Below are 25,585 nucleotides of genomic sequence, written 5' to 3' on the forward strand. Positions count from 1 at the left end.
GCCCTTGAGCCTTGCGCCAATCTGGCCGACGCTTTCGCTGGCAAGCCAGCTCCTACAGGGGGCGGTACGGCAATGGGGTTCAGCCCAGGGGGCGGAAGTAACCGGCCAGTTGCTGCAGGTCCTGTTCGTTGAGCAGGCCGGCGTAGTACTTGAGCTGGATCCGCGCCAAGAGGTAGGCATGACGGGCATCCGCCAGGTCGCGGCGGGCGGTGAACAGTTGTTGCTCGGCGTCCAGTACATCCAGGTTTACCCGCTCGCCGCCGTGCACGCTTTTCTGGGTCGCGGTCACCAGGGCCTCGGCGGAGCTGACGGCCATTTCATAGGCCCGGACCTTGGCCGCGGCGCTGGTGTTGAGGTTGAACTGCTTGCGCAGTTCGTTGAGGGTGGTGGCGGTCTTGGCGTCCAGTTCGAACTGGGCCTGGGACAGCTGGCTGGCCGCCTGTCGGGTCGAGGCCGATACCGAGCCACCGGCAAACAGCGGCAGGCTGACCTGGATGCCCACGGTATTGGTGTCGTACTTCTGGTTGTAGGAGCTTTCCGAATCGGAACTGGTTTGACGGCTGCTGGCATACAAACTCACCTTGGGCAGGTGCCCGGCGCGCTTGCGCTCCACTTCGTACTCCGCCACTCGCAGCGCCTGCTGCTGGGACGCCAGGTCCGGGTTGTTGGCCATGGCCAGGTCACGCCAGCTGTCGAAGCGGTTGGGCAGCAGCGGCTGGATCTGGAACTGCCGGGTCAGCGGATCCAGTTCGTCGATCTGCAACGGTTCGCCGACTATGGCTTGCAGCTCGCGCAGAGCGGCATCCTGCTGGTCCTGGGCCTCGATCTCCTGCGCCAGAGCCAGGCTCAGCCGGGCCTGGGTCTCCAGCACATCGGTGCGGGTGCCCTCGCCGCCCTTGAGCAGGCGCTCGTTGAGCTGCAAGCGTTCGACGTAGGCTCGCTTCTGCGCCCGGCTCAGTTCGATGCGCTCCTGGGCCAGCAGCGCCTGGCTGTAGGCACTGAGCAGGCGCACCGCCAGTTCCTGGCTCTTGCCGCGAAAGCGTTCGTCGGAAAACAGCGCCTGGGCCGAGCCCTGGCGGTAGCGCGCATAGGCTTCGTAGTCCAGCAGCGGCTGCTGCAGGGTCAGGGTCGAGGCGTAGCTGCGGTAGTCCCGGTCATTGGTGACATCACCGCGAACCGTCTCCTGGGTCACTTCGGACTGGTTGCGCGAATTGTTGTAGCTCCAGGACAGGTTCGGCAGCAGCCCGGCACGGCCAATGGCCCGGTTCTGTTCCCCGGCATCGCGCTCCTTGATCGCCGCCTGGAAGGTCGGGTCATTGCGCAAGGCCAGGTCATAGGCGTCCAGCAAGCCCAGGGCCTGGACCGACGGGCTGCTCAACAGGCACAGCAGGGACAGGTACCACCAGGCGCGAATCATTCTTCCACCAACGCCATGTGAGTCCGATCCAGCAGAGGCTTGAACAGGTAGTTGAGCATCGAACGTTCGCCAGTACGGACAAAGGCTTCCACCGGCATGCCCGGGCGGATCTGCAAGCCCTGCAACTGCTGCATGCCCTGGGCGCTGACCGTGGCCCGCAGGGTGTAGTAAGGCTCCTCGGTGCGCTCGTCCACCTGCCGGTCGGCGGACACCAGGGTCACCTCCCCCGGCACCCTGGGCGTGGTGCTCTGGTTGAAGGCCGAGAACATCAGCTCCACTGGCAGCCCCGGGTGCACCTTGTCCACCAGTTGCACCGGCACCCGCGCCTCCACCAGCAACGGCTCGTCCTGGGGCACGATGTCCATCAGCGGCTGGCCCGGCTTGATCACCCCGCCCTCGGTGTACACCTCCAGCCCAACCACCACCCCGGCGGCCGGGGCGCGCACCTGGCTGTTGGCCAGTTCGAACTCGGCGGAAGTCAGGCGATTGCGCAGGTCTTCGGTACGGATCCGGGTATCGGCCAACTGGCTGCGCAGGTCTTTCTGGAAATCCTCGGTGGTCTGGCGGATGCGCAGGCGCAGTTCGAGAATCTGCCGCTGCAACTGGCCGATGCGGCCGAAGTCCTCGGCGATCGAGCCGTCGATCTGCGCGTACAGGCGCTCGCTGTCCAGCAGCCGGTTGCGCGGGATATAGCCGTCCCGGGCCAGTTCCCGCAGGCCCTGCAACTGTTCATTCAAGGCGCGGCGCTGCGCCAGCTTGCTGGCCTGGGAATCCCGGGTGCCACGCAACTGCGCCTCGGAGCCGGCGATGGTTTCGGCAATCCCCTGCTGCTCCATGCTCAGGGCCTGGCGCCGGCTGCTGAACAGCTGCCGTTGCAGCGCCAGGCTGGCGGCCACGTCCGGCTCGCTGGCCAGGGCCTGAAGTTGCGGGTCGAAGAGGATATCGCTGGCGCCGTCGCGCTCGGCATTGAGCCGCGCTTCGCTGGCCAGCGAGCCCAGGTACTGGCTGCGCAGGGACTGCATCTGGGTGCGCAGCGGCGTCTCGTTGAGGCGCAGCAGCACCTGCCCGGCGCTGACCCGGTCGCCTTCCTTGACCTCGATCCGCTCGACGATGCCGCCGCTCTGGTGCTGCACGGTCTTGCGATGGCCCGAGACCATGACCTTGCCCGACACCGCCACGCCCTTGTCCAGCGGCGCCAAGGCGGCCCAGCCGATGAACCCGGCAAAACCTCCCAGCACCAGGAGCCAGCCGAGCCGTGAGTACTTCCTGTCGTCCAGGGACAATACATTGCTGGCGGCTGGCCCAGCGACCGGCGCAACAGAGCCTGTGGATACACTCGCCTTCATGCTTTTTTCCCTTCGCCGCCGGCCACGCCCAGGCGGTAATTCATGTTCAGACTGGTCACCGGATTGCTCACCGGTACAGCTGGCGGCGGCGCGGCCTTGGCCTTCTGGTTCGCCTCCAGCACCCGTGCCGTCGGGCCAAAGGCTTGCAACTGGCCCTCGCGCAGGATCATCAGTTGGTCGGTGAGGGTCAGCACGTTGGGCTTATGAGTGATCAGCACCAGGGTCCGCTGCCGTTGCTTGAGTTGGCTGATGGCCTGCAGCAGCGCCTGCTCGCCGGCTTCATCAAGGTTGGAGTTGGGTTCATCGAGCACGATCAGCGCCGGCAAACCGTACAACGCGCGCGCCAGGCCGATGCGCTGGCGCTGCCCGCCGGACAACCCGGCACCGCCCTCGCCCAGGCGCGTGTCATAGCCCTGGGGCAATTGCAGGATCAGTTCGTGCACCCCGGCCATTTGTGCGGCCTGCAGGACCTGATCCGAGTCCAGCTGGGCAAAACGCGCGATGTTCTCGGCGATGCTGCCGGCGAACAGCTGGATGTCCTGGGGCAGGTAACCGATATGCGGACCCAGTTGCTGCCTGTCCCACTGAGCCAGGTCTGCGCCATCCAGGCGCACCTTTCCCGTCAGGGGCATCCAGGCACCGACCAACAGCCGGGCCAGGGTGGACTTGCCGCAACCGGAAGGGCCGATCACCCCCAGCACCTGGCCGGCCTCCAGGGTGAAACCGAGGTTGCTCAGGGCCGGGCGCCGGCTGCCAGGGGCACAGGCACTCAGCTGTTCGACGCTCAACTTGCCCTTGGGCGTCGGCAGGCTCATGCGCGCCGGCCGTGGCGGGTTGGCCTGCAACAGCTGCGACAGGCGCTCGTAGGCCAGGCGCGCCGAGCTCCATTGCTTCCATACCGCGATCAACTGGTCGATGGGGCTGAGCACGCGGCCCATTAGGATCGAGCCGGCGATCATCATCCCCGGGGTGATCTGGCCCTGCACCGCCAGCCAGGCGCCCAGGCCCAGCACCAGGGACTGCAGGGCCATGCGCACGCCCTTGGACCAGGCGCTGATGGTGGCGGTCTTTTCGCTGGCCAGGTTCTGCTGGGCGAGAAAGCCCTGGTGGCCGATGAACCAGCGCTCGCGCAGGGCACCGAGCATGCCCATGGCTTCGATCGCGTCGGCATTGCGCAGGTTGGCGGTGGCCTGCTGGCTGGTGATGATCGACAACTGGCTGGCCTGGGCCAGGGGTGCCTGGCAGATATGCTGGTTGATCCAGGCCAGCGCCACCAGCAGCACCGCGCCGGCCAGGGCCAGCAGGCCGAGCCAGGGGTGAAAGAGAAAGATCACCAGCAGGTAGACCGGAAACCAGGGCGCATCGAAGAACGCGAACAAGGCATTGCCGGTGGCGAACTGGCGCAGCGCGGTCAGGTCGTTCAAAGCCTGGCCGGCGGCCTGGGGGCTGCCCTTGAGCTGGGCTTCGAAAGCGGCGTCATACACCCGCTGGTTCAGGCGCATGTCCATCTGGGTACCGAGGTGGATCACCACCTGGCTGCGCACCCACTCCAACGCCCCCATCAGGCCGAACAGGCCGAGGATCATCAGCGTCAGCATCAGCAGGGTCATCTGATTGCCCGAGGCCAGCACCCGGTCGTAGACCTGCAGCATGTAAAGGGCCGGGGCCAGCATCAGCAGGTTGATCACCGCCGAGAACAGGCCGATGTTGAAAAAGCCGCCCTTGTAGGCCGTCAAGGCCGCCAGCGTCTCGGAAGCGGCAAGTGGATTCGGCCTGCTCATCAAGGTGTCCTGTGGAGAGTGTAGGGTTACAGGGCCTTCCGCTCGGGCAGAGCGGAACGACAAGAGGCGCGCCCGGTGCGTTGACAGGCACCACGGCGCTCCCCAGAATTTGCCACCGCCGCCGCCCTGGCCTTCGAAAACTCGGGCGACGGAGGTGAGTCAAGCCAGCGAATGGAGGAGCGATCCTGCATTCGCTTTTTTATGCCTCAGGCCTGCACTCAGGCGGCCAGCGCCCAGTCCTGGGCCACGTCCTGCACACCCACCAGGCCAACATCGGCAGCGGCTGCGGCAGCCGGATTGACGTGAGCAACGCCAGCAGCGGCCAGGTCGTCGAAGGTGGAGTTCACCGACAGGCTTGGGTCGATCGCCTTGAGCAGGGCATCGATCTCGCCGGCCAGCGCCGAGCTGTCGCCACTCATCAGGCCGTAGACCACCTTGTGCACTTCGCCTGCACGGCCTTCTTCCTTCAGGCTGTTGAGGCCCAGGTTGGTGAAGCTGACTTCCTGGCTGACCAGGTTGTAGTTGCTGCCCGAACCACCGGCGAGGGTGTCGCCTAGGGAGATAGTGTCCACCGAGCCCCAGAGGGTGTGGCTCGGGTTGCTGAACAGGGTGTAGTGCAGGTTGCCGTCGGCGACGAAGGCCGCATCACTGGCGGTGCTCTTGATGGCGTACTGGGTGCCGTCGAACGGGCCCGGGTTGAAGCCACCGGTGTTGGTGCCGTCGACCACTTCGCCTGGGCGGTGGTTGACGTCGCCGAAGTAGGCCGACCAGTCAGTCAGGTATTGCGCAACAGTATTACCGCCGTAGGTAGCGCTGTAAGAGATCGAAATGCTCATGCAAAACTCCAATACATTAGGGGGGTCATGTCCGCAGCACGCCACTGCCTGCTGCGGTTTTGCCCATCAATGGGCAAAAGCGGTCAGAACTGATACTCCACGGTGCCCTGCAAGGTCCGGCCACGGCCGAGGGTGAAGGCCAGGACATCGCCGAGGGGCACCAGGTAGGCGCGGTCGGTGACGTTTTCCATGGCCAGGCGCAGGGTCAGTTCTTCAGTGGCCCGGTAGCTGCCATACAGGTCGTAGACGGTGTAGGGCTTCCAGTCGGCCGGGTAGACGCCGGTCTGGCTCACGGTGCCGGTGGCGGAGCCGGCGATCGAATAGCCGGCGCTGTAGCGGGCCCGGGCGCCGATATCCAGCTTGCGGTCGAAAAAGCGTGCGCCCAGGGTCAGGGTGCCGCGGTCCATGGGCATGTGTTCGGCCGAACCGAGGATCGCCGCATTGCAGCGGCTGGCGTTGTTGGCCGCATCATCGGGGCGCATGCCGGTGACGATCGCACCACGCCCGCTGCCATTCTTCACCGGCTGGGTCACGCCCCCCAGCCAGGCGATTTTCGTGCAGAAATCGTTGTCGCCGATCATGCGGGTGTAGTTCAGCTGGCCGTAGGCGCGGCCGGCGTCATAGTCCAGCTGGTACTCCACGCCCTTGAAGCGGGTGCTGCTGAGGTCGTTGACATAGGCACTGTTGCCGATGCCGGGCGAGCCGTAGCCAGGGGGCTGCACACCCATGGCCATATAGATGAAGTCATCGACCCGGGTATCGAAGTACGCCACCTTGATCCCCAGGCGGTCATCGTTGAACCAGAGGTTTTCCTTGAAGACGTTGACCCCCGCTTCCCAGGTGCTGGAACGCTCCGGCTTGAGGAAGGGGTTGGGGAAGGTGCTCTCCGAGCCGCCGCCGTGGGGCCGGCCGGTGATCATGGTTTCGGTCACCGCCGGTGGCCGCCAGCCCTTGCCATAGCTGGCGAACAACTGCAGCCATTCGACGCCCGGCTTGACCGACAGGCCGAAGGTCGGCGAGAAGCGCCCTTCCTCGTTGTCGATGTCATAGGCCACCGGCACCGAAATCTGCTGGGGCGTCTTGCCGATCACGAAGGTGCGGGTGTTGATTCCGGTCTCGCCCCGCAGGCGGTAGCGGTCGTAGCGCAAACCGGCGTTGAGGTTCAGCCAGCCGTCGTAGTCGAAATCCAGGCGGGTGAACAGGCTGCCCAGGGCACGATCGCCCTCGGGGGTCATGCTGGCCGCGGGCGAAGCGCTGACCGCCGACCCTTTGGGCACCGGCTGGCTGGAGTCGGGGCGGACCTTGTCATAGAAGAACTCCAGGCCGTAGTTGGCCTTCAGCGTGGCCAGCTCGCCGAGCGCGAAGGTCGAGGTGTTCTGCGCCTGAGCGCCATAGGTGTCGGTCTGGTAGGTGATCGAGTAGCCGGGGCTGCTGCGCCGGGTCAGGGTGCTCTGGTCGTTGCTGTTGTCGACGTAGTAGAGCTTGGCCTTGAAGTCGATCAGCGGGTTGTCCGGGGTGTAGCTGTAGTCGAGGCCGAAGTTCTGCGAGCGCACATCGCTGCTGCCGAGCTTTTCCCAGAGCTGTTGCTGGTTCTCGACGTTCATCATGTTGGCGTCGTCGTAGGACACCTGGGTGGTCAGGTAGCTCAGTTGCAGACGCTGGTCCTGGGGCAGGTTGAGCCCCAGCTTGGCCAGGCGCGAACGCATCACGGAAGCGGAATAGGCCACCTTGGAATTCTTCACCCGGTCATTGATCGACGGGTCCATCCAACTGCCGGTACGCAGCTCGCCAATGCCGCCCTTGGTCCCCGGGTTGTAGTCCCCCAGGTGCCGTTCACTGGCGGCCAGCAGCATGTCCCAGACCTCGGTGCCGATGGCGAAGGCGGTGCTGCCGATGAAATGGGTACCGTTGCTGCGGCCACCCAGGCCGCTGGTCACGCGGATCCGGCCACCGATTTCCTGGCCGGGCTTGAGCAGGTCACGGGCTTCGACGGTGCGAAAATTGGCGACCCCGCCAATCACCCCGGCGCCGCCCATGGTCGAAGTGGCGCCCTTCTCCACCACCACCTCGGAGAGCAGCTCGGGGTCGACGTAGAGGGTGCCGTTGCGCTGCTGGTGGCCGCTCTGCTGGTAGTTCTGGCGCATGCCGTCCACCGACATGTTGACCCGGCCATAGTCCTGGAGGCCGCGGATATTCACGGACAGGCCCGGGTCCTGCTGGCTGACTGCCGAATACACACCGGAGGTTTCCTCCAGCATGTCGGCCGCGTGCCGGGGCGGGTTGCGATCGAGCTGCTCGCGGCCGACCACGCTCACCGAACGTGGCGCGTTATACACCCAGTCGCTCTGGCGGCCTTCGAGGTTGCCGGAGATGGTGGTGGGCGCCAGGGCCAGGGCGCCGTCACGGCCGGTTTCCACCCGGTTCAGGGTCACTTGGCGCTCGCCGGTGAAGCGGTACTGCACCGGCGCATTGCCCAGCAGCCGCGCCAGGCCCTCCTCGGCGCTGTAGCGGCCCTTGAGCGGCGAGCTGTGCAAGCCATGCAGGCGCAGGCTGTCGAACAGCACCTGCACCCCGGCCTGCTCGGCAAACACCAGCACCGCACTGCCGAGAGCCTGGGCGGGGATATCGAAATCCATCTCGCGTTGCTGCTGGGCGCTCTGTGGGGCTGCACCCACAGGCTCTGCCGCGTGCAGCAAACCGCCTCCTGCCAACAGCCCTGCGACGCCCAAGTGAATGGCCAGGGCCAAACGACTTGCTGCGTGAATTCCAGTGCGACTGCCTACCCTCATGTCCCTTGTTCCTGCGCTGGCTATTTTTGTTTATGCGAATGCATCTCAATTAGCTAGACGTGCCAGGCAGGAAAACTCAGTAAGGTTTTTTTGAATTATTTTGCACAAGGGTGGAAAAAGGCCCGCAGGCCTCAGTAAATCAGGCTGACGCCGGCCAGGTCGAAACGCTGCACCTGCAATTCCTGGGTCAGGGTAACCAGGGCTGCATCGAGCATGTCCAGGCGGAAGACACCGCTGACCTGACGCTGGGCCAGGGCACTGTTGGTCAGCACCACCCGCCCGGGCCGATAGCGATTGAGGCGCTCCACCACCAGGCCCAGGGGCTGGCGGTCGAACACCAGGACGCCGCGCCGCCAACTGGTAGCCCGCTGCAGGTCGAGCCCATCAAGCGCCACCACCCCCGACTGCGGGTCATAGCGTACGCTCTGCCCCTCTTGCAGCACCCGCTCGGAGGCCCCACGTTGCGCCGGGGCATCCAGGCTCACCGCGACACTGTGCTGCAACACGCCGACCCAGGCCTGTTGAGCACTCTCGCGCCCGACCACGAAACGGGTGCCCAGGGCGCGGGTCTGGCCGCCGGCACTCTGCACGATAAAAGGTCGTTTTTCCTCGCCGGCCATGGGCGCCACGTCAAACACCGCGGAGCCGGCCAGCAATTGAACCTGGCGCTTGTCGCCGCTGTAGTCCAGGCGAATGGCGCTGCCCGAATCCAGCTCCACCTGGCTGCCATCGGCCAGTTGTACGGTGCGCACCTCGCCCTTGCCGGTAAGGTAGTCAGCCTGCAGGTACAGCAGCGCCTGCGGCCCTTGCAGCCAGCCCAGGGCCACCGCCAGTACCAGCATCGCCACGCTGGCGGCCCGCACCAGCCGGCGTCGACGGCGCGGGCGCGGTATTGTCGCCGCAGGCCGCGCCGCCTGGCGCCGTGGTGGGGCAGTGGCCGCCAGTTCGGGGTCCAGGCGCAACTCGCCCAGGGCCTCCCAGGTCTGCCGGGCAAACACCAGAGCCTGGGGATGACGCGGGTCGGCGGCCTGCCATTGGGCAAGCTGCGCCTGCTCGGTGGCGCTCAGGCCTCCCGCGTGCAAACGCACCGCCCAGTCGGCGGCGGCCTCGGTGATACTGCGCTCTTGCGGACCCTGGCTATTCACGTGTGAATCTCGATTTCTCGTTATATATAAGCAGTGACGTCTGACCCCGACTTTTACCGTAACTCACTCGTCGACCGGCCGACCGTCGGTAGCCTGCAAACGCTGCATCACATAGGCCAGCGCCCGGGACAGGTGCTTTTGCACCGAGCTGTCGGAAATATTCAGGTGCCGGGCCACCTCGGCGTGGGTCATGCCTTCGATACGGTTGAGGCGAAAGATTTCCTGGGTCCGCGGGGGCAGTTCCATGATCGCCTGTTTCAGTGCCTTGCGCTGTTGCTGCGCCATCGCCTGAGCCTCCAGCCCGGCCGCCTCATCCTCGATGTCGGCCAGCACTTCATGGGGCACGGTCTCGGTCTTGCGCCGCGCCTCCTGACGTACATGGTCGATCAGCAGATTGTTCGCCGTGCGGTAGAGATAGCCCTGGGAGTTGTCGATACGCTCGCCGCGCGTGTGCTCGGCCAGCCGCAGGAAACTCTCCTGCACCAGATCAGCGGCCAACTGCGGGTCCCGTATCTTGCGCGCCAGGTACCCACGCAAGGCAGCGGCATGCTTGAGAAACAGTCCCTTGAGATCCACGTCCGACAAACCGACTCCCTGGAACATGAAGGAAATTGCCGGGCATCTTACGGCCAGTCGAGAATGATTTTCAATTGATATAAGCACTCATTGGCGGCAGCCTTGCACCTGCGAGCCCTACGCTGCCGTTCGATTACCGAACACTTAATCCGCCCTCCCCCCGTTGTGCATCTACCGCCAATTGACCAAATTAACCAGTTAGTACAATTTACCTTTCAACGCCTCGTACGCTCTCCCGAGGCCGACAATAACAACGGAGATTTACCCCATGCGTCCTATCGTTCTGGTGCTCAACGGCCCGAACCTGAACCTGCTCGGCACCCGCGAGCCGGCCACTTACGGCCACGAAACCCTGGCTGACATTTCCGCCCTGTGCGGCCGCGCCGCCGAGGAGTTCGGCCTCGCTGTGGAGTTTCGCCAGACCAACCATGAAGGCGAGTTGCTCGACTGGATCCACGGGGCGCGTGGTCGCTGCGCCGGCATCCTGATCAACCCGGCCGCCTGGACCCACACCTCGGTGGCAATCCGTGACGCCCTGGTGGCCAGCGAGCTGCCGGTGATCGAAGTGCACCTGTCCAACGTCCACGCGCGCGAACCGTTTCGTCATCACTCCTTCGTTTCCGCCATCGCACAGGCGGTGATGTGCGGCTTTGGCAGCCATGGCTATCGCCTGGCGCTGGAACACTTCAGCCAGCGGTTCAAGGAGCAAGGCGCATGAGCCGGCAAGCCAGCGTTCTGGCCGGGCTGATTGGCGCCGGCATCCAGGCCTCCCGCACCCCGGCCCTGCACGAACAAGAGGGCGATGCCCAGCATTTGCGCTACCTGTACCGCTTGATCGACCTGGATCAACTGGGCCTGGACAGCAGCGCCCTGCCTGAACTGTTGCGCGCCGCCGAGCAGATGAGCTTCACCGGCCTGAACATCACCTTTCCCTGCAAGCAGAGCATCCTGCCGCTACTCGACGAACTGTCCCCGGAAGCCCAGGGCATCGGTGCGGTGAACACCGTGGTGCTCAAGGATGGCAAACGAGTCGGCCACAATACCGACTGCCTGGGTTTTGCCGAGGGCTTTCGCCGCGGCCTGCAGGACGTGGCAAGGCGCCAGGTGGTGCAGATGGGCGCCGGCGGTGCCGGGGCCGCAGTGGCTCACGCCCTGCTGAGTGAAGGCGTGGAGCAACTGAACATTTTTGACGTGGAGCCGCAGCGGGCGCAAAGCCTGGCGGACAACCTCAACCAGCATTTCGGCAGCGCCCGGGCCCGGGCAGGCGGTGATCTATCGAGTGCCCTGCACAGCGCCGACGGGCTGGTGAACACCACGCCCATGGGCATGGCCAAGCTGCCGGGCATGCCGGTGCCGGTGGAACTGCTGCGAGCGCAGTTGTGGGTTGCCGAGATCGTCTACTTTCCCCTGGAAACCGAACTGCTGCGCAATGCCCGGGCCCTGGGTTGCAGGACCCTGGACGGCGGCACCATGGCGGTGTTCCAGGCGGTCAAGGCGTTCGAGCTGTTCAGCGGCCAACGCGCGGACCCGCAGCGCATGCTGGCGCACTTTCACAGCATGAACGGCTGAGACAGGCTTCGGTAGCAGCTGCTGCCTTCAGGGCGCTGGCGAGCCTGCGGCAGCGGCTACAGCCTGCTTAGTCGGATTTGAGCTGCAGACGCGAGAGCAGGCCGATCAGCAGCACATTGAAGAGAATCATCAGCAGGCTGCCGAGGATGCCCACCAGGCTGATCACCGACGACGGCAACCAGTCGAACATGCTGAACCCGGTGAGGGACAGCAGGCGCTCGCCGAACCAGAACGTGTCGACCACGATCATCAGGATCAGGATTATTTTCAGGGTTGGAACGGGGTTGCCCATGGTGCCTTCCTTGTCGTGGTGCAGGTTGCAGAAGCCTTGGTGGCGATGGCGATCTTACGGGCGCTTTCGCTGGCAAGCCAGCGCCTGCCAAGCCAGCTCCTACAAAGAGTGGGATCAGGCCTGCAGGTAGCGCAGCACCGACTCGCAGATCATCTCCCGGTGGCGTTGCTTGATGCCTTCATCCGGCAGGTCGATCTGGAAGATCTCGCCAAAGGTGTGGCGGTTCGAGACCCGGTAGAAACAGAACGAGCTGATCAGCAAATGCACATCCAGCGGATCCAGGCCGCCGCGGAACACGCCTTCGCGCGCGCCGCGCTCGAGGATCTCGCCCAGGGCATGGAGAATGGTGTTGTTCATGGCCTTGATCACGCCGGACTGCTTCACGTACTCGGCCTTGTGGATGTTCTCGATGCTGACGATGCGCACGAAATCGACGTTGCGGTCGTGGTGATCGAAGGTGAACTCCACCAGCCGGCGAATCGCTTCCTGCGGCGCCAGCTCTGCCAGGTGCAGGCGGCTCTCGGTGCTGCGGATATCGCCGTAGAGCTTCTCCAGCACCTCGACGTACAGCTGCTCCTTGCTGCCGAAGTAGTAATAGATCATGCGCTTGGAGGTATGGATGCGTTCGGCGATTGCATCCACTCGCGCGCCGGACAAGCCCTGCTGGACGAACTCGACAATGGCTTCTTGAAGGATGTTCTCGCGGGTCTTTTCAGGGTTGTTCTTGCGACTCTTGCGCGGTTCGAGAGCAGGCTCATCGGGCGCAATCGAGCGTTCACTGGTCATTGTCATTCTGGGCTCACGGCCATCACTGCACACGCGGGCGATTATGGGCCGCGTCACCCTGCGAAAGAAAGCGCGACGGCGGCCGTTACCGCCGTCGTTAACAATCTTCTACAACTTGGCCTGGCGCACGGCACCGCTGCGTGATTTGGCCATGGCCGCCAGGCGCACCGCGACGTTGGCCGCACCGTAGCCGGCATAGCCGTTCTTGCGCTGGATGATCTCGAAGAAGAAGCGCCCTTCGAAGGGCTCGGTGTAGACGTGAAACAGCTCGCCGCCCTGGGCATCGCGGTCGTAGAGGACGTTGTAGTAGGCCAGTTCGCTGAGAAATTCGTCGTCGAAATCAAAGCGTGCCGCCAGGTCGTCGTAGTAGTTGAGCGGGATGTCCAGCAGCGGCACACCAGCCTCCTTGGCCCGGCTGACTTCGGCAAAGATGTCGTCGCAATCGAAAGCGATGTGGTGCACCCCGGAACCGCGATAGCTGGACAAAGCATGGGAGATCGCAGTATTGCGATTTTCCGAGATGTTCAGCGGCAGGCGGATCGAGCTGCAACGGCTGCGCAGGGCGCGGCTTTTCACCAGGCCGTAGGGGTCGGGCAGCACCACTTCGTCGTCGGCCTCGAAGTCCAGCAGGCTCTTGTAGAACAGCACCCAGCTGTCCAGGCTGTCCGCCGGCAGGGCCATGGCCATGTGGTCGATGCGCTTGAGGCCGCCCTTGGCCACCACGCCGCTGTGCATATTGAAATCGGTGTCGTACAGGTGCTGGCCGCCCTGCTGCTGATCCACCAGGTAGATCAGGCTGCCATCGGGCTCGCGCACCGCCGCCAGCTCCAGCTCATTGGGGCCAACCAGGCCGCGATAGGGCTGGCCCTTGTAGGCCACCGCCCGCTCCAGGGCCTTGGCGCTGTCCTTGACCCGGATTGCCGTGGCACACACCGAAGGGCCGTGGGCCTCGAAGAAACTGTGGGCGAAGGAATAGGGCTCGGAGTTGAGGATCAGGTTGATATCCCCTTGGCGCATCAGGCTGACGCTCTTGGAGCGATGCTGCCCGGCCCTGGCGAACCCCAGGCGCTCCAGCCAGCCGCCGAGCTTGGCGCCCAGGGCCTCGTCCACGGCGAACTCGAGAAACTCGGTGCCGCCATAGGCCTGCACCGCAGGCGGCGCGAACAGGGTGTCGATGTTCGCCACCGGCTGGCCTTCCTGCAGCAGGCGCTCGCGGGTCTTCTCTTCCAGGTACAGCAGCGAGCGCAAGCCATCGGCTGCGTTGGCCCGCGGCGGCGCGGCGCGAAAGCCGTCGTTGAAGATCTCCAGGGACAGCGGCCCGGTGTAGCCGCTCTTGATGATCGGCGCCAGAAAACCCGGCAGGTCGAATTCGCCCTGGCCGGGGAAGCAGCGGAAATGCCGGCTCCACTCCAGCACATCCATGGCCAGGATCGGCGCATCGGCCATCTGCACGAAGAAGATCTTGTCCCCGGGAATCTCGGCAATCGCCGCCGGGTCGCCCTTGAGCGACAGGGTGTGGAAGCTGTCCAGCAACACCCCGAGGCTTGGGTGATCGGCGCTGCGCACGATGTCCCAGACCTGTTGATAAGTATTCACGTGACGGCCCCAGGCAAGGGCTTCGTAGCCGATGCGCAGGCCCCGAGCACCGGCCCGCTCGGCCAGCAGGTGCAGGTCGTCGATGAGGATCTGCCGGTCCCCCAGGCTGTCCGCCGAGGCGTTGCTGCACACCAGCACCAGGTCGGTGCCCAGCTCCTGCATCAGGTCGAACTTGCGCTCGGCGCGCTCCAGGTTGCGCGGCAGACGGTCGCGACGACAGCCCTCGAAATCCCGGAATGGCTGGAACAGGGTGATGGCAATGCCCAGGTCGGCGCACATCTGCTTGATTTCCCGAGGGCTGCCGTCGTAGTAGAGCAGGTCGTTCTCGAAGATCTCCACGCCGTCGAACCCGGCGGCGGCGATGGCTTCGAGTTTTTCCGGCAGGGTACCGCTCAGGGACACGGTGGCAATGGAACGCTGCATGATTCGACTCCCGGGTAAGGACGGCCAGTCGGGCACAGGGGGACCGCGGCTTTTTATTGGATGTTGCGGATTATTCCACAGGCCTTGTTAAAGTGTACGAACCAGTTAGTTTTGTGTTCGATTATCGAACAAAATACAGATTGGCGAATTGACGATTTTTCAGCCACTGCGCACCATCGATAGCACGTTGAGCCGGCCCCAAACCCCCGGCTTCAATCACCCAGACCCAGAACACACCATAAAAATTTCAAAAATCGGGTACACCCTCATGCTTGCACTCAACGCCCTTCACTGCTGCACATCCCTTTGGCTGATACCGCCAACGGCCTCAACCGGCACCCTGGAATACGCCGCGCTACAGCCCTGAGCTGCAGCCGACCCGATGGCGCTCACCTGCCCGGCATCTGCCGCAGCGACGCGCCGCCCCAGCCGATCAACCCGCAGGTTCCCGGGCTGCCATGCCCCCGCCGACGGTTGGTCACGCGCCCTTGAGTTCCGACGAGCCCCGGCTCGCCAGTCACTGAACGGATGGCCCACATGACTCCTTCCCAAAGCTCTCGCATCGCCCCGAGCCTCAGCGTTGCCGGCGGCATCGGCGACAAGATCCGCGGCGCCATGGCGGTCGGCAAGACCCGCTGGGGCATGCTCGCCCTGGTGTTCTTCGCCACCACCCTGAACTACATAGATCGCGCCGCACTGGGCGTGATGCAGCCGATCCTGGCCAAGGAAATGAACTGGACGGCGATGGACTACGCCAACATCAACTTCTGGTTCCAGGTCGGCTACGCCGTGGGCTTCGTGCTCCAGGGCCGCCTGATCGACCGGGTTGGGGTGAAGCGGGTGTTCTTCTTCGCCGTGCTGTTGTGGAGCCTGGCCACCGGCGCCCACGGCCTGGCCACTTCGGCGGCAGGCTTCATGGTCTGCCGGTTCATTCTCGGGCTCACCGAAGCCGCCAACTACCCGGCCTGCGTGAAGACCACGCGGCTGTGGTTCCCGGCCGGCGAACGGGCCGTGGCCACCGGGATCTTCAACGCCGGGACCAACGTCGGCGCAATGTTCACGCCCATGCTGCTGCCGCTGATCCTCCACGCCTGGGGCTGGCAGGCCGCGTTCCTGTGCATGGCCGCGCTGGGTGGCATCTGGCTGCTGTTCTGGGGCCTGAAGTACTTCAACCCTGAAGATCATCCAAGCGTCAAAGCCTCCGAGCTGGCCTACATCCAGCAACAGGTGGAGCCGGAAGAAACCCGCGTGCCCTTCAGCCGCATCCTGCGCATGCGCGGCACCTGGGCCTTCGCCCTGGCCTACGCGATGACAGCGCCGGTGTTCTGGTTCTACCTGTACTGGCTGCCGCCGTTCCTCAACCAGCAGTACAACCTGGGCATCAACGTGACCCAGATGGGCATCCCGCTGATCATCATCTACCTGACCGCCGACTTCGGCAGCGTCGGCGGCGGCATCCTCTCTTCGTTCCTGATCGGGCGCGGCATGAACCCGATCAAGGCGCGGCTGCTGTCGATGTTCCTGTTCGCCTGCTGCATCATCGGCGTGATCATGGCCGCCGGCACCGCCAACCTGTGGCTGGCCGTGTTCGCCATCTCCCTGGGGATCGGCGCGCACCAGGCCTGGACCGCCAACATCTGGAGCCTGGTGATGGACTACACGCCCAAGCACATGATGAGCACAGTGTTCGGCTTCGGCGGCATGTGCGCGGCCATCGGCGGCATGTTCATGACCCAGATCGTCGGCCACATCCTGACCGTGACCAACAACAACTACACCCTGCTGTTCACCCTGATCCCGGCGATGTACTTCATTGCCCTGACCTGGATGTACTTCATGGCCCCGCGCAAGATTCCCCGCGTAGAAGACTGATGCTCCTTTCACGCAGGCCCACTCGGGGCCTGCGTTTTTTTATCGGCTCGCCCTCCCCCCCTTTTGTTTTTCCAGACTCGGAGATCGTCCCATGACGCTCGGTAACCTGAGCATCGCCCAACGCGCCGTGATCAGCTTCGGCGTGATTGCCCTGCTGGTCCTGCTGCAGGGGCTGTTCGCCCTCAAGCAAGTGGCCGAAGTCCGCGCCACCGGCCAACACACCGAAAACATTTCCCTGCCCAGCACCCGCTACCTGGGAGAAGTGCGCGACTACGTGTTGAGCATCCGCGTGCTGAGCCTGCGCATGGCCCTCAACCGTGAACCGCAAGTGCTGGAAAGCACCATTGCCCGCCTGCATCAGGTACAAGCCTGGCTCGACCAGGCCCTGGCCAGGTTCGCGCCGCTGGCGGGCGATCACAATCGGGTGCCATACGAAGCATTCCTCGCCACGGTCAAGAGCTACCAACAGGCACTGGCCCAGTACGAAGCCCTGTCCCGGGACAACCGCAGCAGCGAGATGACAGCGCTGCTCAACGGCAAGATCCAGGATTACTCGACCCAGACCGGCGACCAGTTCACCGAGCTGATGAACCTGACTGCCGAGGAAGTCAGCCAGTCGGCGCAGCATGCCGACGCGCTTTACACCCAAGTAAAAATCACGGTGATCGGCGCCCTGATCGCCGTCGCCCTGCTGACCCTGTGCCTGGCCTGGCTGTTGATTCGCAGCATCGTCGTGCCCATCCGCCAGGCTGTGGACGTGGCCGAGCAAGTGGCCGCCGGCGATCTCGGCCGCCCCATCCACTGCGAGGGCAGCGATGAAACCGCGCGCCTGCTCAAGGCCCTGGCCAGGATGCAGGCCAGCCTGCGTGAAACCCTGCAACTGATCAGCAGCACCTCGACCCAACTGGCCGCCGCCGCGCAACAGATGAGCCAGAGTACCCATCAGGACTCCAGCCGGCTGCAGCAGCAACACAACGAAATCGAGCAAGCAGCCACGGCCGTCAACGAGATGACCGCGGCCGTCGAGGAAGTGGCACGCAACGCAGTGTCCACCTCCGATACCACCCGCCAGTCCACCGCCCAGGCCACCCAGGGGCAAACCCGGGTGACCCAGACCCTGGACGCGATCCAGGCCATGAGCAGCGATGTCGGCATCGCCCTGCAGCAAGTGCAGACCCTGGCCGAGCAGTCACGGGAAATCGGCAAGGTGCTGGACGTGATCCGCGCCATTGCCGAACAGACCAACCTGCTGGCCCTGAACGCCGCCATCGAGGCCGCGCGGGCTGGGGAAGCCGGCCGTGGTTTTGCCGTAGTGGCAGACGAAGTGCGGGCCCTGGCCCATCGCACCCAGCAGTCGACCCAGGAAATCGAACAGATGATCGGCCGGGTCCAGGGCGACACCGACAGCGTGGTGCAGTCCATGCACGGCAACAGTCAGCGGGTGGCCCAGACCCTGTCCATCGCCGAGCAGGCCGGGCTGGCCCTGGGGGAAATCACCCGGGCCATGGAACAGATCCACGAGCGCAACCTGGTGATCGCCAGTGCCTCGGAAGAACAGGCCCAGGTGGCCCGTGAAGTGGACCGCAACCTGCTGAACATCCGCGACCTGTCCCTGGAAAGCGCCGACGCCGCCACCCGCACCAACGCCACCAGCCAGGAGCTGTCGCACCTGGCGGCCGGCCTGCAGAACCTGGTGGTGCGCTTCCGCTTTTGAGCCGTCTCAGCGGCGGCGCTGCTGCCAGGCCGCCGCCAGCCCGCTGAGGCAGATCACGATGATGCCCACCTGGGTGATCAACGACGGCGCGTGGCCGAACAGCAACCAGCCCAGCAACCCGGCAAAGACAATCTGGCAATAACCGAAGGGCGCCAGCAGCGCCGGCGCCGCATGACGAAAGGCCTGGGTCAGGAACAGATGGGCACTCATGCCGCAGGCGCCCAGCGCCAGCATCAGCAAGCCATGGAGGAACCCGGGGGTCTGCCAGAAGAACGGCACCAGCGCCGTCATTACCAGGGTGTTGCACAACCCGGCAAAGAAGTTGCTGGTGGTGGGGCTGTCATGCTCGGCCAGCTTGCGTGTGAGCAGTTGATAGAAACAGAAGAACAGCGCCGAACAGAACGGCAGCAACACCGCCGGCGTGAACAGCTCGCCGCCCGGATGCACGATGATCAGCACCCCGACGAAACCGCAGATTACCGCCAGCCACTGGCCCCGGGTCACCTGCTCGCCAAGCAAAGGCACCGACAACGCGGTGACCAGTACCGGGGCGAGAAAGTTGACCGCCGTGGCCTCGGCCAGGGGGATGAACAGCAACGCCGAGGTGAACAGCAGACTGGTGCTCAACAGACACAGAGCCCGGGCCAGTTGCAGCAGTGGGCGCTTGCTGCGCAGCACACGCAGGCCCGATTGCGGCAGGAAGATCCCGGCCATCAGCAAGGTATGGATCAGGTAACGGGCCCAGACCACCATGATCACCGGGAAGAACCCCGACAGGTATTTGGACAGGGCATCGTGGCTGGCGAACAGAAAGGTCGCCAGGACGATCAGCAGAATGCCCTTGAAGGGGTGATTGATCCCGGAAAGTGGCGTGCTGCGGGTCATGGGCATTCCTTGGGGTGATTGAAAACACAGCTTCGCGGTCCGCCAGCGCCTACCGGGTATTTGTAGGAGCCGGCTTGCCGGCGAAAGTCCTCCCGCCGACTCAGATCCTGGCCAGCAGCGCGCGAGTTGCATCCAGCGCCATCTGCGCTCGCTGCAAAGCACTCACACCCTGCTCCAGCAACTGCACCGTGGGTATTTCCAGGCTCAGGGGCAGTTCTGGCGGCAGGCACTTGAGCAGCCCCGCCAGATCACAGTCGCCCTCCCCTGGAAAACGCCGCTCGTTGCGGGCCTGGCGCAGGATCTCCTGCATATCGTCCGGACAGGGCCCGGCGACATCGCACAACTGTGCATAACGCAGGCGCGCCGGATCAACCTTGGCCAGGTCCTCCAGGCGCGATCCCGAGCGGTCGAAGTGAAAGGCGTCCACCAGCACGCAGCCGTTGCTGCGAGCGGCGTTCTCCACCACGCGCACGGCTTGCTCCAGGTTGCGCGCATCGGTCCAGGGCATGAACTCCAGATGGGGATGCAGTCCGTACTGCTGCGCCAGATCGCACAAGGCGGCGAAGTTGTCGGTCATGCGCGCCTCATCGGGATCATTGCCCGCCACCAGCAACTCGCTGGCGGCAAACTCGGCGCCCACCGCCAGCACCGCCTCGAAGTCGCTGATCCGGGTCTGCGGCTTGAGCCGCAGGATCTCCACATCCAGCACCCGCACCCCGGTATCGCGCAGGCGATCCCGGGTTTGCCGACGCAAGCCGGTATCGGCCACCAGCGGAAAGTGATGTTCCTCCGGGGTTGCCGGCACCAGCCGCAGGCCCAAATGGCTGTAGCCGGCACGGGCCGCCACTTCCACCATCTCTGGCGGAGACAGCTCCAGCACGGTCAGGCTGGCCAGGGAAAAAATCCGTTCACTCATCAGTTGTTCACTCAATGGGGGTTGGGGTGCAGGCGCGACCCGTGGCGGCGGCCTGGCGAATGGCTTCGATCAGGGCCAGGGTACGAGCGGCATCGGCGGCGCTGACCAGGGGCGCGACTTCGCCCCGGGCGACCTTGACGAAATGCTGCAGTTGCAAGCGCAGCGCCTCATCCGGCACGAAGCTTTCCTGCTGCATCAACAAGGGCTGGTGCCAACCGGCGCCCGCTTCGGCGTAGTGCCAGCGCTTGAGCTGAGGAATGCTCAAGGCTCCCTGAGTGCCGGCCAGCAGGTAGCAAGGCTGATCGGCCTGGCGCGGATACACCGGGTTCTCCCCGGAATCCAGCTCCCAGCTCCAGGGCGCCGCCACCGCATCGGAACCGGTGAGGCTGCCCAGGGCGCCGTTGTCGAACTGCAGCAGCACCGCCGCACAATCCTCATTGGCGTAACCACGCACGGTGTTGCTGGTGATGGCCTGCACCTGTCGCACTTCTCCGCACAGGTGCCGCAACAGGTCGAGGTCGTGGATCAGGTTGGTCAGCAACATGCCGGCGCCGGGCTCACGACGCCAGGGCACATCGAAGTAACTCTCGGGCTTGTGCAACTGCCAGAGCGCAGTGACTGTGGTCAGCCGGCCCAGGGCGCCGCCGTGCACCAGTTCATGGGCCCGGGCGATCAACGGATTGTGTCGCCGATGATGCCCCACCAGCACCGGCACGCCGTTAGTGCGCGATGCCGCCACCAGCTCGCGCACTTCATCCAGGTGCACGCCCACGGGTTTTTCCAGCAGCACCGGGATACCCGCCGCCAGACAATTCAGGGCAGTGCTGACGTGAAGGTTATTGGGGTTGGCGACGATGACCGCATCCGGGCGCGCGTCCTTGAGCAAGGTCCGGTGATCGCTGAAATGCGGCACCTGCCATTGCCCCGCGATGGCTTGCGCCTGGGGCCCGGGGTCGGCCACGGCGCACAGACTGGCCTCGGCCAGGGTCTTGAGGTGTTGATAGTGCTGCTGCCCCATATTGCCGACGCCGATCAGGGCAATGCGCAGTGGCGGGTTCAATGGCGAATCCTCTTGTGATTGTTATCGGGACGCTGATATTCAATTATTTAGAACTCAGTTCCAATTTCACACAAGAGCGATAAAAAATACTGTCCGATTACCGAACGGCTTTGTAAGGATTCGCGGAAACCCTGCGCCTTCCTGCTCTGCCCGTAGCCGCCAGGGCAAGCAACGGCTACGGGCAGAGCGCGTGGCGTCAGTTGAACAGTTCGGAAGCCTGGCTGGCGGCCGACAGCTCTTGGGCAAATTGCAGCAGCAATGGCGCCAGTTCATGCAGCCGCGCCAGGGGCAGGCGCGCGCTGGGGCCGGCAACGCTGAGCACACCCACGACCCGGCCATCGATGGGATGGCGCACCACCGCGGCAATCGCCGAGGTGCCGACCGCCGAGCTTTCCTCGACCCAGGCGTAGCCCTGCTCGCGGGCCAGGCGCAGGCGCTCCAGCAACTCGATGTTCGAGCGCGGCGCATTGGGCCCCAGGTCCGCCGGGGTTTCCACGCGCTGGCGCTCCACCAGGGACAACGCCTCGGCGTCACTCAGAGTGGCCAGCCAGGCATGCCCGGAAGCGGTGTAGAACAGCGGCGCCTCGCGGCCCATGTCCGGGTCGTAACGCAGCCCGGAACGGGCGCCCTGGGACTTGGCAATCCAGGTCTGGCGCTCGCCTTCGATCACCCCCAGGCGTACCAGCTCGCCGGACTCCTGGGCCAGGCGATCGAGTACCGGCTGGACGATGTCCGCGCCGCTGGCAGACAGGTAGCGAAAGCCCATGGCCACCAGCCGGGTGGACAGCTGGTAGCGCAGGTTGTCCGGGTTCTGCCGCACATAGCCCAGGCGAATCAACTCCGCCAACAGGCGATGGGTTGCACTTTTGGGGATTTCCAGCTGTTCCGCCAGGGTCTGCAACGGCAGGCCGCGGGGATCACCGGTAAGACGTTCGAGAACGCTGAAGACGCGTTCGATTTGACTGCCAGCCATGGTCGGGTCCCGACAAAATTTGGCCGATTCTAGTGACAACGGGCCGGTTGGGGAACTGCAGGGCGTGGTTCGATTACCGCCCGGAATCGACGAAAGCGGGCTTTTCACCCGACACAACGCCTTGTGCGCAGGTTAGCCGAGCTCGTATATTTTTTGGAATCACTTTCCATAAATACAACAACCACCACAGGCCTCCACACTCGATTCGCCGGGCATTTTCTGTGCGGCTGCGCTGTCCAAACCAGCGACGCCCGACAGCCCTCGCCGACCCGGCCGTGTTCTTTTATCCACAGGGAGATTGCCCATGCCTCACTCCGTAGATTGCCCAGTCCTGACCCACAGTGGCCTGCACATGCCCAAGCTTGGCCTCGGCACTTGGCCGATGCTCGATGACGAGTGCACTCGCGCCGTGGAACAGGCCCTGGACCTGGGTTACCGACACATCGATACCGCCCAGGCCTACAACAACGAAGACGCCGTGGGCCAGGCCCTGACCAACACCCCGGTGCCCCGGGAGCAGATCCACCTCACCACCAAGGTCTGGTGGGACCAACTGCGCCCCGAGGCCATGCGCCATTCCCTGGAGCGCAGCCTGAAAGCCCTGCGCTGCGATTATGTGGATCTGTTTCATATCCACTGGCCCACCAGCGATTGGGAGCTGGAACGCAGCATCGAAACCCTGGTGTCGTTCAGGGAACAGGGACTGGTGAAGCACATTGGCGTGGCCAATTTCCCCCTGGCGCTGCTGCGCCGAGTGATTGAAGGGCTGGGCGCACCGCTGTCGGCGATCCAGGTGGAATACCACGTGCTGCTGGGGCAAAGCGGCCTGCTGGACTATGCCCGCAGCCGCGACATGGTGCTGACCGCCTATACGCCGCTGGCACGCAACAAGGTGTCCGAGGTGGCCGAGATCCGGCAGATCGCCGCCAAGCACGGCGTGCTGCCGACCCAGGTGGCGCTCAAGTGGTTGCTGGATCAGAACAACGTCGCGGCCATTCCCAAAGCCAGCAGTCGGGCCAACCAATTGGCCAACCTGGAGTCCCTCAAGCTGCAGTTGGACGATGAAGACCGGGCACTGATCGCCGGCCTGCCCAAGGATCAGCGTCAGGTCAGCCCGGACTTCGCTCCGGTCTGGGATCATTTCGATCATTGACCCACTGCGGCCATGGGTGGGCCCCGCAGGGTGCCATGCATGGCCTCAGGCTTTTTTCAGAAGTCGAAGAACACCGTCTCGCCTTCACCCTGGATGCGAATGTCGAAGCGATAGGCGCGCTGGCCATTCACCTCGCAAGGATGGGCCAGCAGGGTTTCCCGGCGCTGGGGCTGTTCGATCAGGTTCAACACCGGACACTGGGCGTTGGCCTCCGGCTCGTCGGCAAAGTACAGCCGGGTGTGCAGGTGGATATTGATCCCCCGGGCAAACAGCGACAGGTTGATGTGCGGCGCCATCGGCACGCCAGCTGCGTTGTTCACCACCCCGGGCTTGACCGTGTTGAGTGTCCATTCCCCGGCATCGAAGGTGGTGGCGGTGCGACCGAAGCAGTTGAACGGTTTCTCCGTATCGAACACCGGGTCGTAGACCCCGGCGTGGTCGGCCTGCCAGAACTCCAGGAATGAATCGCGCACCAGGTGGCCATTGCCATCGTAGACGTGGCCGATCAGCAGGATCCGCTCACCCGGCGCATCGGCCTTGGCCATCTGGTTCCAGATTTCCTCGGGGCGCGGCGGGTTTCCCGCGGCCGCCAGGGCCAGGCCGATATGCACATAGGGGCCGGCCGTTTGCGAGGGGGTTTCAGGCAGCAGTTGAACAGGCATGTCAGGCTCCTCAGCAGTTCTCGAAGTGGGTCTTGCGCTGGCCGCGCAGCACGATGTCGAAGCGGTAGGCCAGGCAATCCATGGGGTTGGCGCCGCCCATGTCCAGGCGCGCGATCAGGCTCTGTACCGCGTCCGGGTTGGCGATGGACTTGACGATCGGGCACAGCGGGATCAGCGGGTCGCCTTCGAAATACAGCTGGGTGATCAGGCGCGTGGCGATCGACGGGCCACTGATGGAGAAATGGATATGCGCCGGGCGCCAGTCATTGGGGCCGTTGCGCCACGGGTAGGGGCCGGGCTTGATGGTGCGGAAACTGTAGTAGCCATCACGGTCGGTGAGGGCCCGGCCGACGCCACCGAAGTTCGGGTCCAGGGGCGCCAGGTAGCGGTCGTTCTTGTGCCGGTAGCGGCCGCCGGCGTTGGCTTGCCACATTTCCACCAGGGTATGGGGAATGGGTTTGCCGTACTGATCGCAGACCCGCCCGGAAACGATGATCCGCTCGCCCACGGGCAAGCCACCGTTGTTGAAGTTGAGCAGCAGGTCGTTGTCGAAACGCCCGGTGCGCAGGTGGGAAAAGTCCGGGCCTGTGGTTTCACTGACCGATTGTGGGATGCTCACCAGCGCCTGGCGCGGGGAGCGAGTGACGGAGGTCTTGTAGTCGGGGGTCAGGGCCTTGGGGTGCCAATTACGGTCGCGAATCACGAAGCGACTGCTGTCTGCATCAGACATGTCGATCTCCTGTTGTTTGATTTATGGAGCGCAGCCGGCGCAGTTTCAAACAAACCAGGAGCGGGGAAAATTGAAATGCCGCCCTCAATCAATAACCAAATGGTTATGGATAACTGCCCTCGCGATAGGCCAGCCCCACTTCCCGGAGCACCTCCACCGCCCATTGCGCCGCCAGGGACAAAGGCAGGCTGGCATTGCTGGAAATCCCCACCGAGCCACCGGGTTCGTGCAGGCCCAGGTCCAGCTCCTGCAGTTCGCCATTGGCCAGGTCCAGGCGCACGGCATCCAGCGGCGCGATCCACAGCGCGTCGCTGGACAAGGTGTAGCGCCGGCTCAGGGCCACCGAGAGGGTTTCCAGACGCTGCTGCGACGGGGCAATGCCGCACTGGATGAACAGGCTGTCGGCGTGCTTGCGAATGCTGGTGCCGGCCAGGGGCAGCACCAGGGGATAGGCGCTCACCGCGTCGCGGTCCAGAGGGCCGGTTGCCAGTGGATGCTGCGGACGGGCCACCAGGGTCATGGATTCGCTGTACAGATGCTCGAAGCTCAGGCCGTGGATCTCCGGACTCTCGGTCATGCGCCCCACCACCAGGTCCAGGTCGCCGACCCGCAATTGCGACAGCAGGTAAGCACTGGGGCCGGTCAGCACACTCACGGTCAGCGCCGAATGGCGCTGATGCAGGCGCCGCATCACCTCCGGCAGCAGCAGGCTTTCCACCGTGGAAAGCACACCGATGCGCACCAGCCCGGCGGCGTACTCACCGCCGCGCAGGCTGCTGACACCCTCCCGCAGGGCCTGCACCGAAGGCCCGGCATAACGCAGGAAGGCCCGCCCGGCCTCGGTCAGGCTGAGGCCGGCCTTGCTCCTGGCAAACAGCCGGGTCTCCAGCAACGCTTCCAGTTCCTTGAGGGTTTTCGACATCGCCGGCTGGCTCACCGCCAGGACATCGGCCGCCCGGGCCAGGCTGCCCTGGCGGGCCATTTCAAGAAAACACACCAAGTGACGGAATTTGATGCGGGTATCGATGTTCAATAGGGAGCCCCGAATGCGCCTGGACCGGATC

22 protein-coding genes and 1 pseudogene are annotated in these 25,585 nt (G+C 64.5%); 6 read left to right on the top strand and 17 right to left on the bottom strand.

Features of this window, described 5'->3' with window-relative positions:
* Positions 1 to 79: 79 nt before the first annotated feature.
* The 7 genes from PFLCHA0_RS26650 to PFLCHA0_RS26680 all read right to left on the bottom strand — a co-directional run bounded on the left by PFLCHA0_RS26650 (position 80) and on the right by PFLCHA0_RS26680 (position 9,899).
* Positions 80 to 1,417: a TolC family outer membrane protein gene (locus PFLCHA0_RS26650; protein WP_015637120.1), complete on the bottom strand. Its 1,338-nt coding sequence runs from the start codon at positions 1,415 to 1,417 to the stop codon at positions 80 to 82.
* Positions 1,414 to 2,763, bottom strand: a complete 1,350-nt coding sequence (locus tag PFLCHA0_RS26655) for an HlyD family type I secretion periplasmic adaptor subunit (RefSeq protein WP_015637121.1) — start codon at positions 2,761 to 2,763, stop codon at positions 1,414 to 1,416. Before PFLCHA0_RS26655 ends, PFLCHA0_RS26650 begins: the two co-directional genes overlap by 4 nt.
* Positions 2,760 to 4,544, bottom strand: coding sequence for a type I secretion system permease/ATPase (locus tag PFLCHA0_RS26660; RefSeq protein WP_015637122.1), 1,785 nt, complete (start codon positions 4,542 to 4,544; stop codon positions 2,760 to 2,762). Before PFLCHA0_RS26660 ends, PFLCHA0_RS26655 begins: the two co-directional genes overlap by 4 nt.
* 218 nt (positions 4,545 to 4,762) lie before the next feature.
* Complete coding sequence (locus tag PFLCHA0_RS26665; protein WP_011063600.1) at positions 4,763 to 5,380, bottom strand: heme acquisition protein HasA; 618 nt, start codon at positions 5,378 to 5,380, stop codon at positions 4,763 to 4,765.
* 83 nt (positions 5,381 to 5,463) lie between these two features.
* Positions 5,464 to 8,169, bottom strand: coding sequence for a TonB-dependent receptor (locus PFLCHA0_RS26670; RefSeq protein ID WP_015637123.1), 2,706 nt, complete (start codon positions 8,167 to 8,169; stop codon positions 5,464 to 5,466).
* A gap of 131 nt (positions 8,170 to 8,300) precedes the next feature.
* Positions 8,301 to 9,314, bottom strand: a complete 1,014-nt coding sequence (locus PFLCHA0_RS26675; protein ID WP_015637124.1) for a FecR family protein — start codon at positions 9,312 to 9,314, stop codon at positions 8,301 to 8,303.
* 63 nt (positions 9,315 to 9,377) lie between these two features.
* A complete protein-coding gene (locus PFLCHA0_RS26680; protein WP_011063603.1) occupies positions 9,378 to 9,899 on the bottom strand; it encodes an RNA polymerase sigma factor in 522 nt (173 codons plus the stop codon).
* Positions 9,900 to 10,158: 259 nt separating this feature from the next.
* Between PFLCHA0_RS26680 and aroQ the strand changes: the two genes are divergently transcribed.
* Together aroQ and PFLCHA0_RS26690 are read left to right on the top strand one after the other, a co-directional pair.
* A complete protein-coding gene (gene aroQ / locus PFLCHA0_RS26685; protein WP_011063604.1) occupies positions 10,159 to 10,608 on the top strand; it encodes a type II 3-dehydroquinate dehydratase in 450 nt (149 codons plus the stop codon).
* Complete coding sequence (locus tag PFLCHA0_RS26690; protein ID WP_015637126.1) at positions 10,605 to 11,459, top strand: shikimate dehydrogenase; 855 nt, start codon at positions 10,605 to 10,607, stop codon at positions 11,457 to 11,459. Before aroQ ends, PFLCHA0_RS26690 begins: the two co-directional genes overlap by 4 nt.
* Before the next feature lie 67 nt (positions 11,460 to 11,526).
* Here the strand turns inward: PFLCHA0_RS26690 and PFLCHA0_RS26695 are convergent, their stop codons facing one another.
* The 3 genes from PFLCHA0_RS26695 to quiC form a co-directional block, all read right to left on the bottom strand.
* Positions 11,527 to 11,751 (bottom strand): hypothetical protein, encoded by a 225-nt coding sequence (locus PFLCHA0_RS26695; RefSeq protein ID WP_015637127.1) that lies wholly within the window; start codon positions 11,749 to 11,751, stop codon positions 11,527 to 11,529.
* A gap of 114 nt (positions 11,752 to 11,865) precedes the next feature.
* The gene (locus PFLCHA0_RS26700) at positions 11,866 to 12,543 is read right to left on the bottom strand and encodes a TetR/AcrR family transcriptional regulator (protein ID WP_011063606.1); all 678 of its coding nucleotides are present in this window, start codon (positions 12,541 to 12,543) and stop codon (positions 11,866 to 11,868) included.
* Positions 12,544 to 12,645: 102 nt separating this feature from the next.
* Positions 12,646 to 14,556, bottom strand: coding sequence for a 3-dehydroshikimate dehydratase QuiC (gene quiC, locus PFLCHA0_RS26705; RefSeq protein ID WP_011063607.1), 1,911 nt, complete (start codon positions 14,554 to 14,556; stop codon positions 12,646 to 12,648).
* A 537-nt stretch (positions 14,557 to 15,093) separates the two neighbouring features.
* Between quiC and PFLCHA0_RS26710 the strand changes: the two genes are divergently transcribed.
* The 3 genes and pseudogenes from PFLCHA0_RS26710 (at position 15,094) to PFLCHA0_RS32480 (ending at position 18,142) form a co-directional block, all read left to right on the top strand.
* On the top strand, positions 15,094 to 16,428 hold the full coding sequence (locus PFLCHA0_RS26710; RefSeq protein ID WP_011063608.1) for an MFS transporter: 1,335 nt from the start codon (positions 15,094 to 15,096) through the stop codon (positions 16,426 to 16,428).
* A 91-nt stretch (positions 16,429 to 16,519) separates the two neighbouring features.
* Positions 16,520 to 17,287: pseudogene (locus tag PFLCHA0_RS32475) on the top strand (MCP four helix bundle domain-containing protein); the annotation flags it as partial.
* A gap of 66 nt (positions 17,288 to 17,353) precedes the next feature.
* Positions 17,354 to 18,142, top strand: a complete 789-nt coding sequence (locus PFLCHA0_RS32480) for a methyl-accepting chemotaxis protein (RefSeq protein WP_411558308.1) — start codon at positions 17,354 to 17,356, stop codon at positions 18,140 to 18,142.
* 6 nt (positions 18,143 to 18,148) lie between these two features.
* Here PFLCHA0_RS32480 and PFLCHA0_RS26720 read toward each other — a convergent pair whose 3' ends face one another.
* The 4 genes from PFLCHA0_RS26720 to PFLCHA0_RS26735 all read right to left on the bottom strand — a co-directional run bounded on the left by PFLCHA0_RS26720 (position 18,149) and on the right by PFLCHA0_RS26735 (position 21,976).
* Positions 18,149 to 19,027 carry a DMT family transporter gene (locus tag PFLCHA0_RS26720; protein ID WP_015637132.1) on the bottom strand — a complete coding sequence of 293 codons (879 nt, stop codon included), beginning with the start codon at positions 19,025 to 19,027 and terminating at the stop codon, positions 18,149 to 18,151.
* Between the two features lie 100 nt (positions 19,028 to 19,127).
* Positions 19,128 to 19,943, bottom strand: coding sequence for a sugar phosphate isomerase/epimerase family protein (locus PFLCHA0_RS26725; RefSeq protein ID WP_015637133.1), 816 nt, complete (start codon positions 19,941 to 19,943; stop codon positions 19,128 to 19,130).
* Positions 19,944 to 19,950: 7 nt separating this feature from the next.
* Positions 19,951 to 21,003, bottom strand: coding sequence for a Gfo/Idh/MocA family protein (locus PFLCHA0_RS26730; RefSeq protein WP_015637134.1), 1,053 nt, complete (start codon positions 21,001 to 21,003; stop codon positions 19,951 to 19,953).
* 196 nt (positions 21,004 to 21,199) lie between these two features.
* Complete coding sequence (locus PFLCHA0_RS26735; RefSeq protein ID WP_015637135.1) at positions 21,200 to 21,976, bottom strand: IclR family transcriptional regulator; 777 nt, start codon at positions 21,974 to 21,976, stop codon at positions 21,200 to 21,202.
* Positions 21,977 to 22,280: 304 nt separating this feature from the next.
* Here PFLCHA0_RS26735 and PFLCHA0_RS26740 point away from each other — a divergent pair, with 304 nt between their 5' ends.
* Positions 22,281 to 23,129 (top strand): aldo/keto reductase, encoded by an 849-nt coding sequence (locus tag PFLCHA0_RS26740; RefSeq protein ID WP_015637136.1) that lies wholly within the window; start codon positions 22,281 to 22,283, stop codon positions 23,127 to 23,129.
* Between the two features lie 56 nt (positions 23,130 to 23,185).
* On the opposite strand, the gene pcaG is transcribed toward PFLCHA0_RS26740, so the two are convergent.
* From pcaG to pcaQ, 3 genes are all read right to left on the bottom strand, one after another.
* A complete protein-coding gene (gene pcaG / locus PFLCHA0_RS26745; protein ID WP_015637137.1) occupies positions 23,186 to 23,791 on the bottom strand; it encodes a protocatechuate 3,4-dioxygenase subunit alpha in 606 nt (201 codons plus the stop codon).
* 10 nt (positions 23,792 to 23,801) lie between these two features.
* Entirely contained in the window at positions 23,802 to 24,521 is a 720-nt protein-coding gene (gene pcaH, locus PFLCHA0_RS26750; RefSeq protein ID WP_011063616.1) for a protocatechuate 3,4-dioxygenase subunit beta, read from the bottom strand.
* A 103-nt stretch (positions 24,522 to 24,624) separates the two neighbouring features.
* Positions 24,625 to 25,554, bottom strand: coding sequence for a pca operon transcription factor PcaQ (gene pcaQ / locus PFLCHA0_RS26755; protein WP_015637138.1), 930 nt, complete (start codon positions 25,552 to 25,554; stop codon positions 24,625 to 24,627).
* Positions 25,555 to 25,585: the final 31 nt, after the last annotated feature.

Origin of the sequence: Pseudomonas protegens CHA0 (assembly GCF_000397205.1) — a bacterium.
Lineage (GTDB): Bacteria > Pseudomonadota > Gammaproteobacteria > Pseudomonadales > Pseudomonadaceae > Aquipseudomonas > Aquipseudomonas protegens.

Coding starts and splice junctions, on each gene's coding strand:
- PFLCHA0_RS26650 (WP_015637120.1), bottom strand. CDS start 1,417: ATGATTCGCGCCTGGTGGTACCTGTCCCTGCTGTGCCTGTTGAGCAGC.
- PFLCHA0_RS26655 (WP_015637121.1), bottom strand. CDS start 2,763: ATGAAGGCGAGTGTATCCACAGGCTCTGTTGCGCCGGTCGCTGGGCCA.
- PFLCHA0_RS26660 (WP_015637122.1), bottom strand. CDS start 4,544: ATGAGCAGGCCGAATCCACTTGCCGCTTCCGAGACGCTGGCGGCCTTG.
- PFLCHA0_RS26665 (WP_011063600.1), bottom strand. CDS start 5,380: ATGAGCATTTCGATCTCTTACAGCGCTACCTACGGCGGTAATACTGTT.
- PFLCHA0_RS26670 (WP_015637123.1), bottom strand. CDS start 8,169: ATGAGGGTAGGCAGTCGCACTGGAATTCACGCAGCAAGTCGTTTGGCC.
- aroQ (WP_011063604.1), top strand. CDS start 10,159: ATGCGTCCTATCGTTCTGGTGCTCAACGGCCCGAACCTGAACCTGCTC.
- PFLCHA0_RS26690 (WP_015637126.1), top strand. CDS start 10,605: ATGAGCCGGCAAGCCAGCGTTCTGGCCGGGCTGATTGGCGCCGGCATC.
- PFLCHA0_RS26695 (WP_015637127.1), bottom strand. CDS start 11,751: ATGGGCAACCCCGTTCCAACCCTGAAAATAATCCTGATCCTGATGATC.
- PFLCHA0_RS26700 (WP_011063606.1), bottom strand. CDS start 12,543: ATGACAATGACCAGTGAACGCTCGATTGCGCCCGATGAGCCTGCTCTC.
- quiC (WP_011063607.1), bottom strand. CDS start 14,556: ATGCAGCGTTCCATTGCCACCGTGTCCCTGAGCGGTACCCTGCCGGAA.
- PFLCHA0_RS26710 (WP_011063608.1), top strand. CDS start 15,094: ATGACTCCTTCCCAAAGCTCTCGCATCGCCCCGAGCCTCAGCGTTGCC.
- PFLCHA0_RS32480 (WP_411558308.1), top strand. CDS start 17,354: ATGAGCCAGAGTACCCATCAGGACTCCAGCCGGCTGCAGCAGCAACAC.
- PFLCHA0_RS26720 (WP_015637132.1), bottom strand. CDS start 19,027: ATGACCCGCAGCACGCCACTTTCCGGGATCAATCACCCCTTCAAGGGC.
- PFLCHA0_RS26725 (WP_015637133.1), bottom strand. CDS start 19,943: ATGAGTGAACGGATTTTTTCCCTGGCCAGCCTGACCGTGCTGGAGCTG.
- PFLCHA0_RS26735 (WP_015637135.1), bottom strand. CDS start 21,976: ATGGCTGGCAGTCAAATCGAACGCGTCTTCAGCGTTCTCGAACGTCTT.
- PFLCHA0_RS26740 (WP_015637136.1), top strand. CDS start 22,281: ATGCCTCACTCCGTAGATTGCCCAGTCCTGACCCACAGTGGCCTGCAC.
- pcaG (WP_015637137.1), bottom strand. CDS start 23,791: ATGCCTGTTCAACTGCTGCCTGAAACCCCCTCGCAAACGGCCGGCCCC.
- pcaH (WP_011063616.1), bottom strand. CDS start 24,521: ATGTCTGATGCAGACAGCAGTCGCTTCGTGATTCGCGACCGTAATTGG.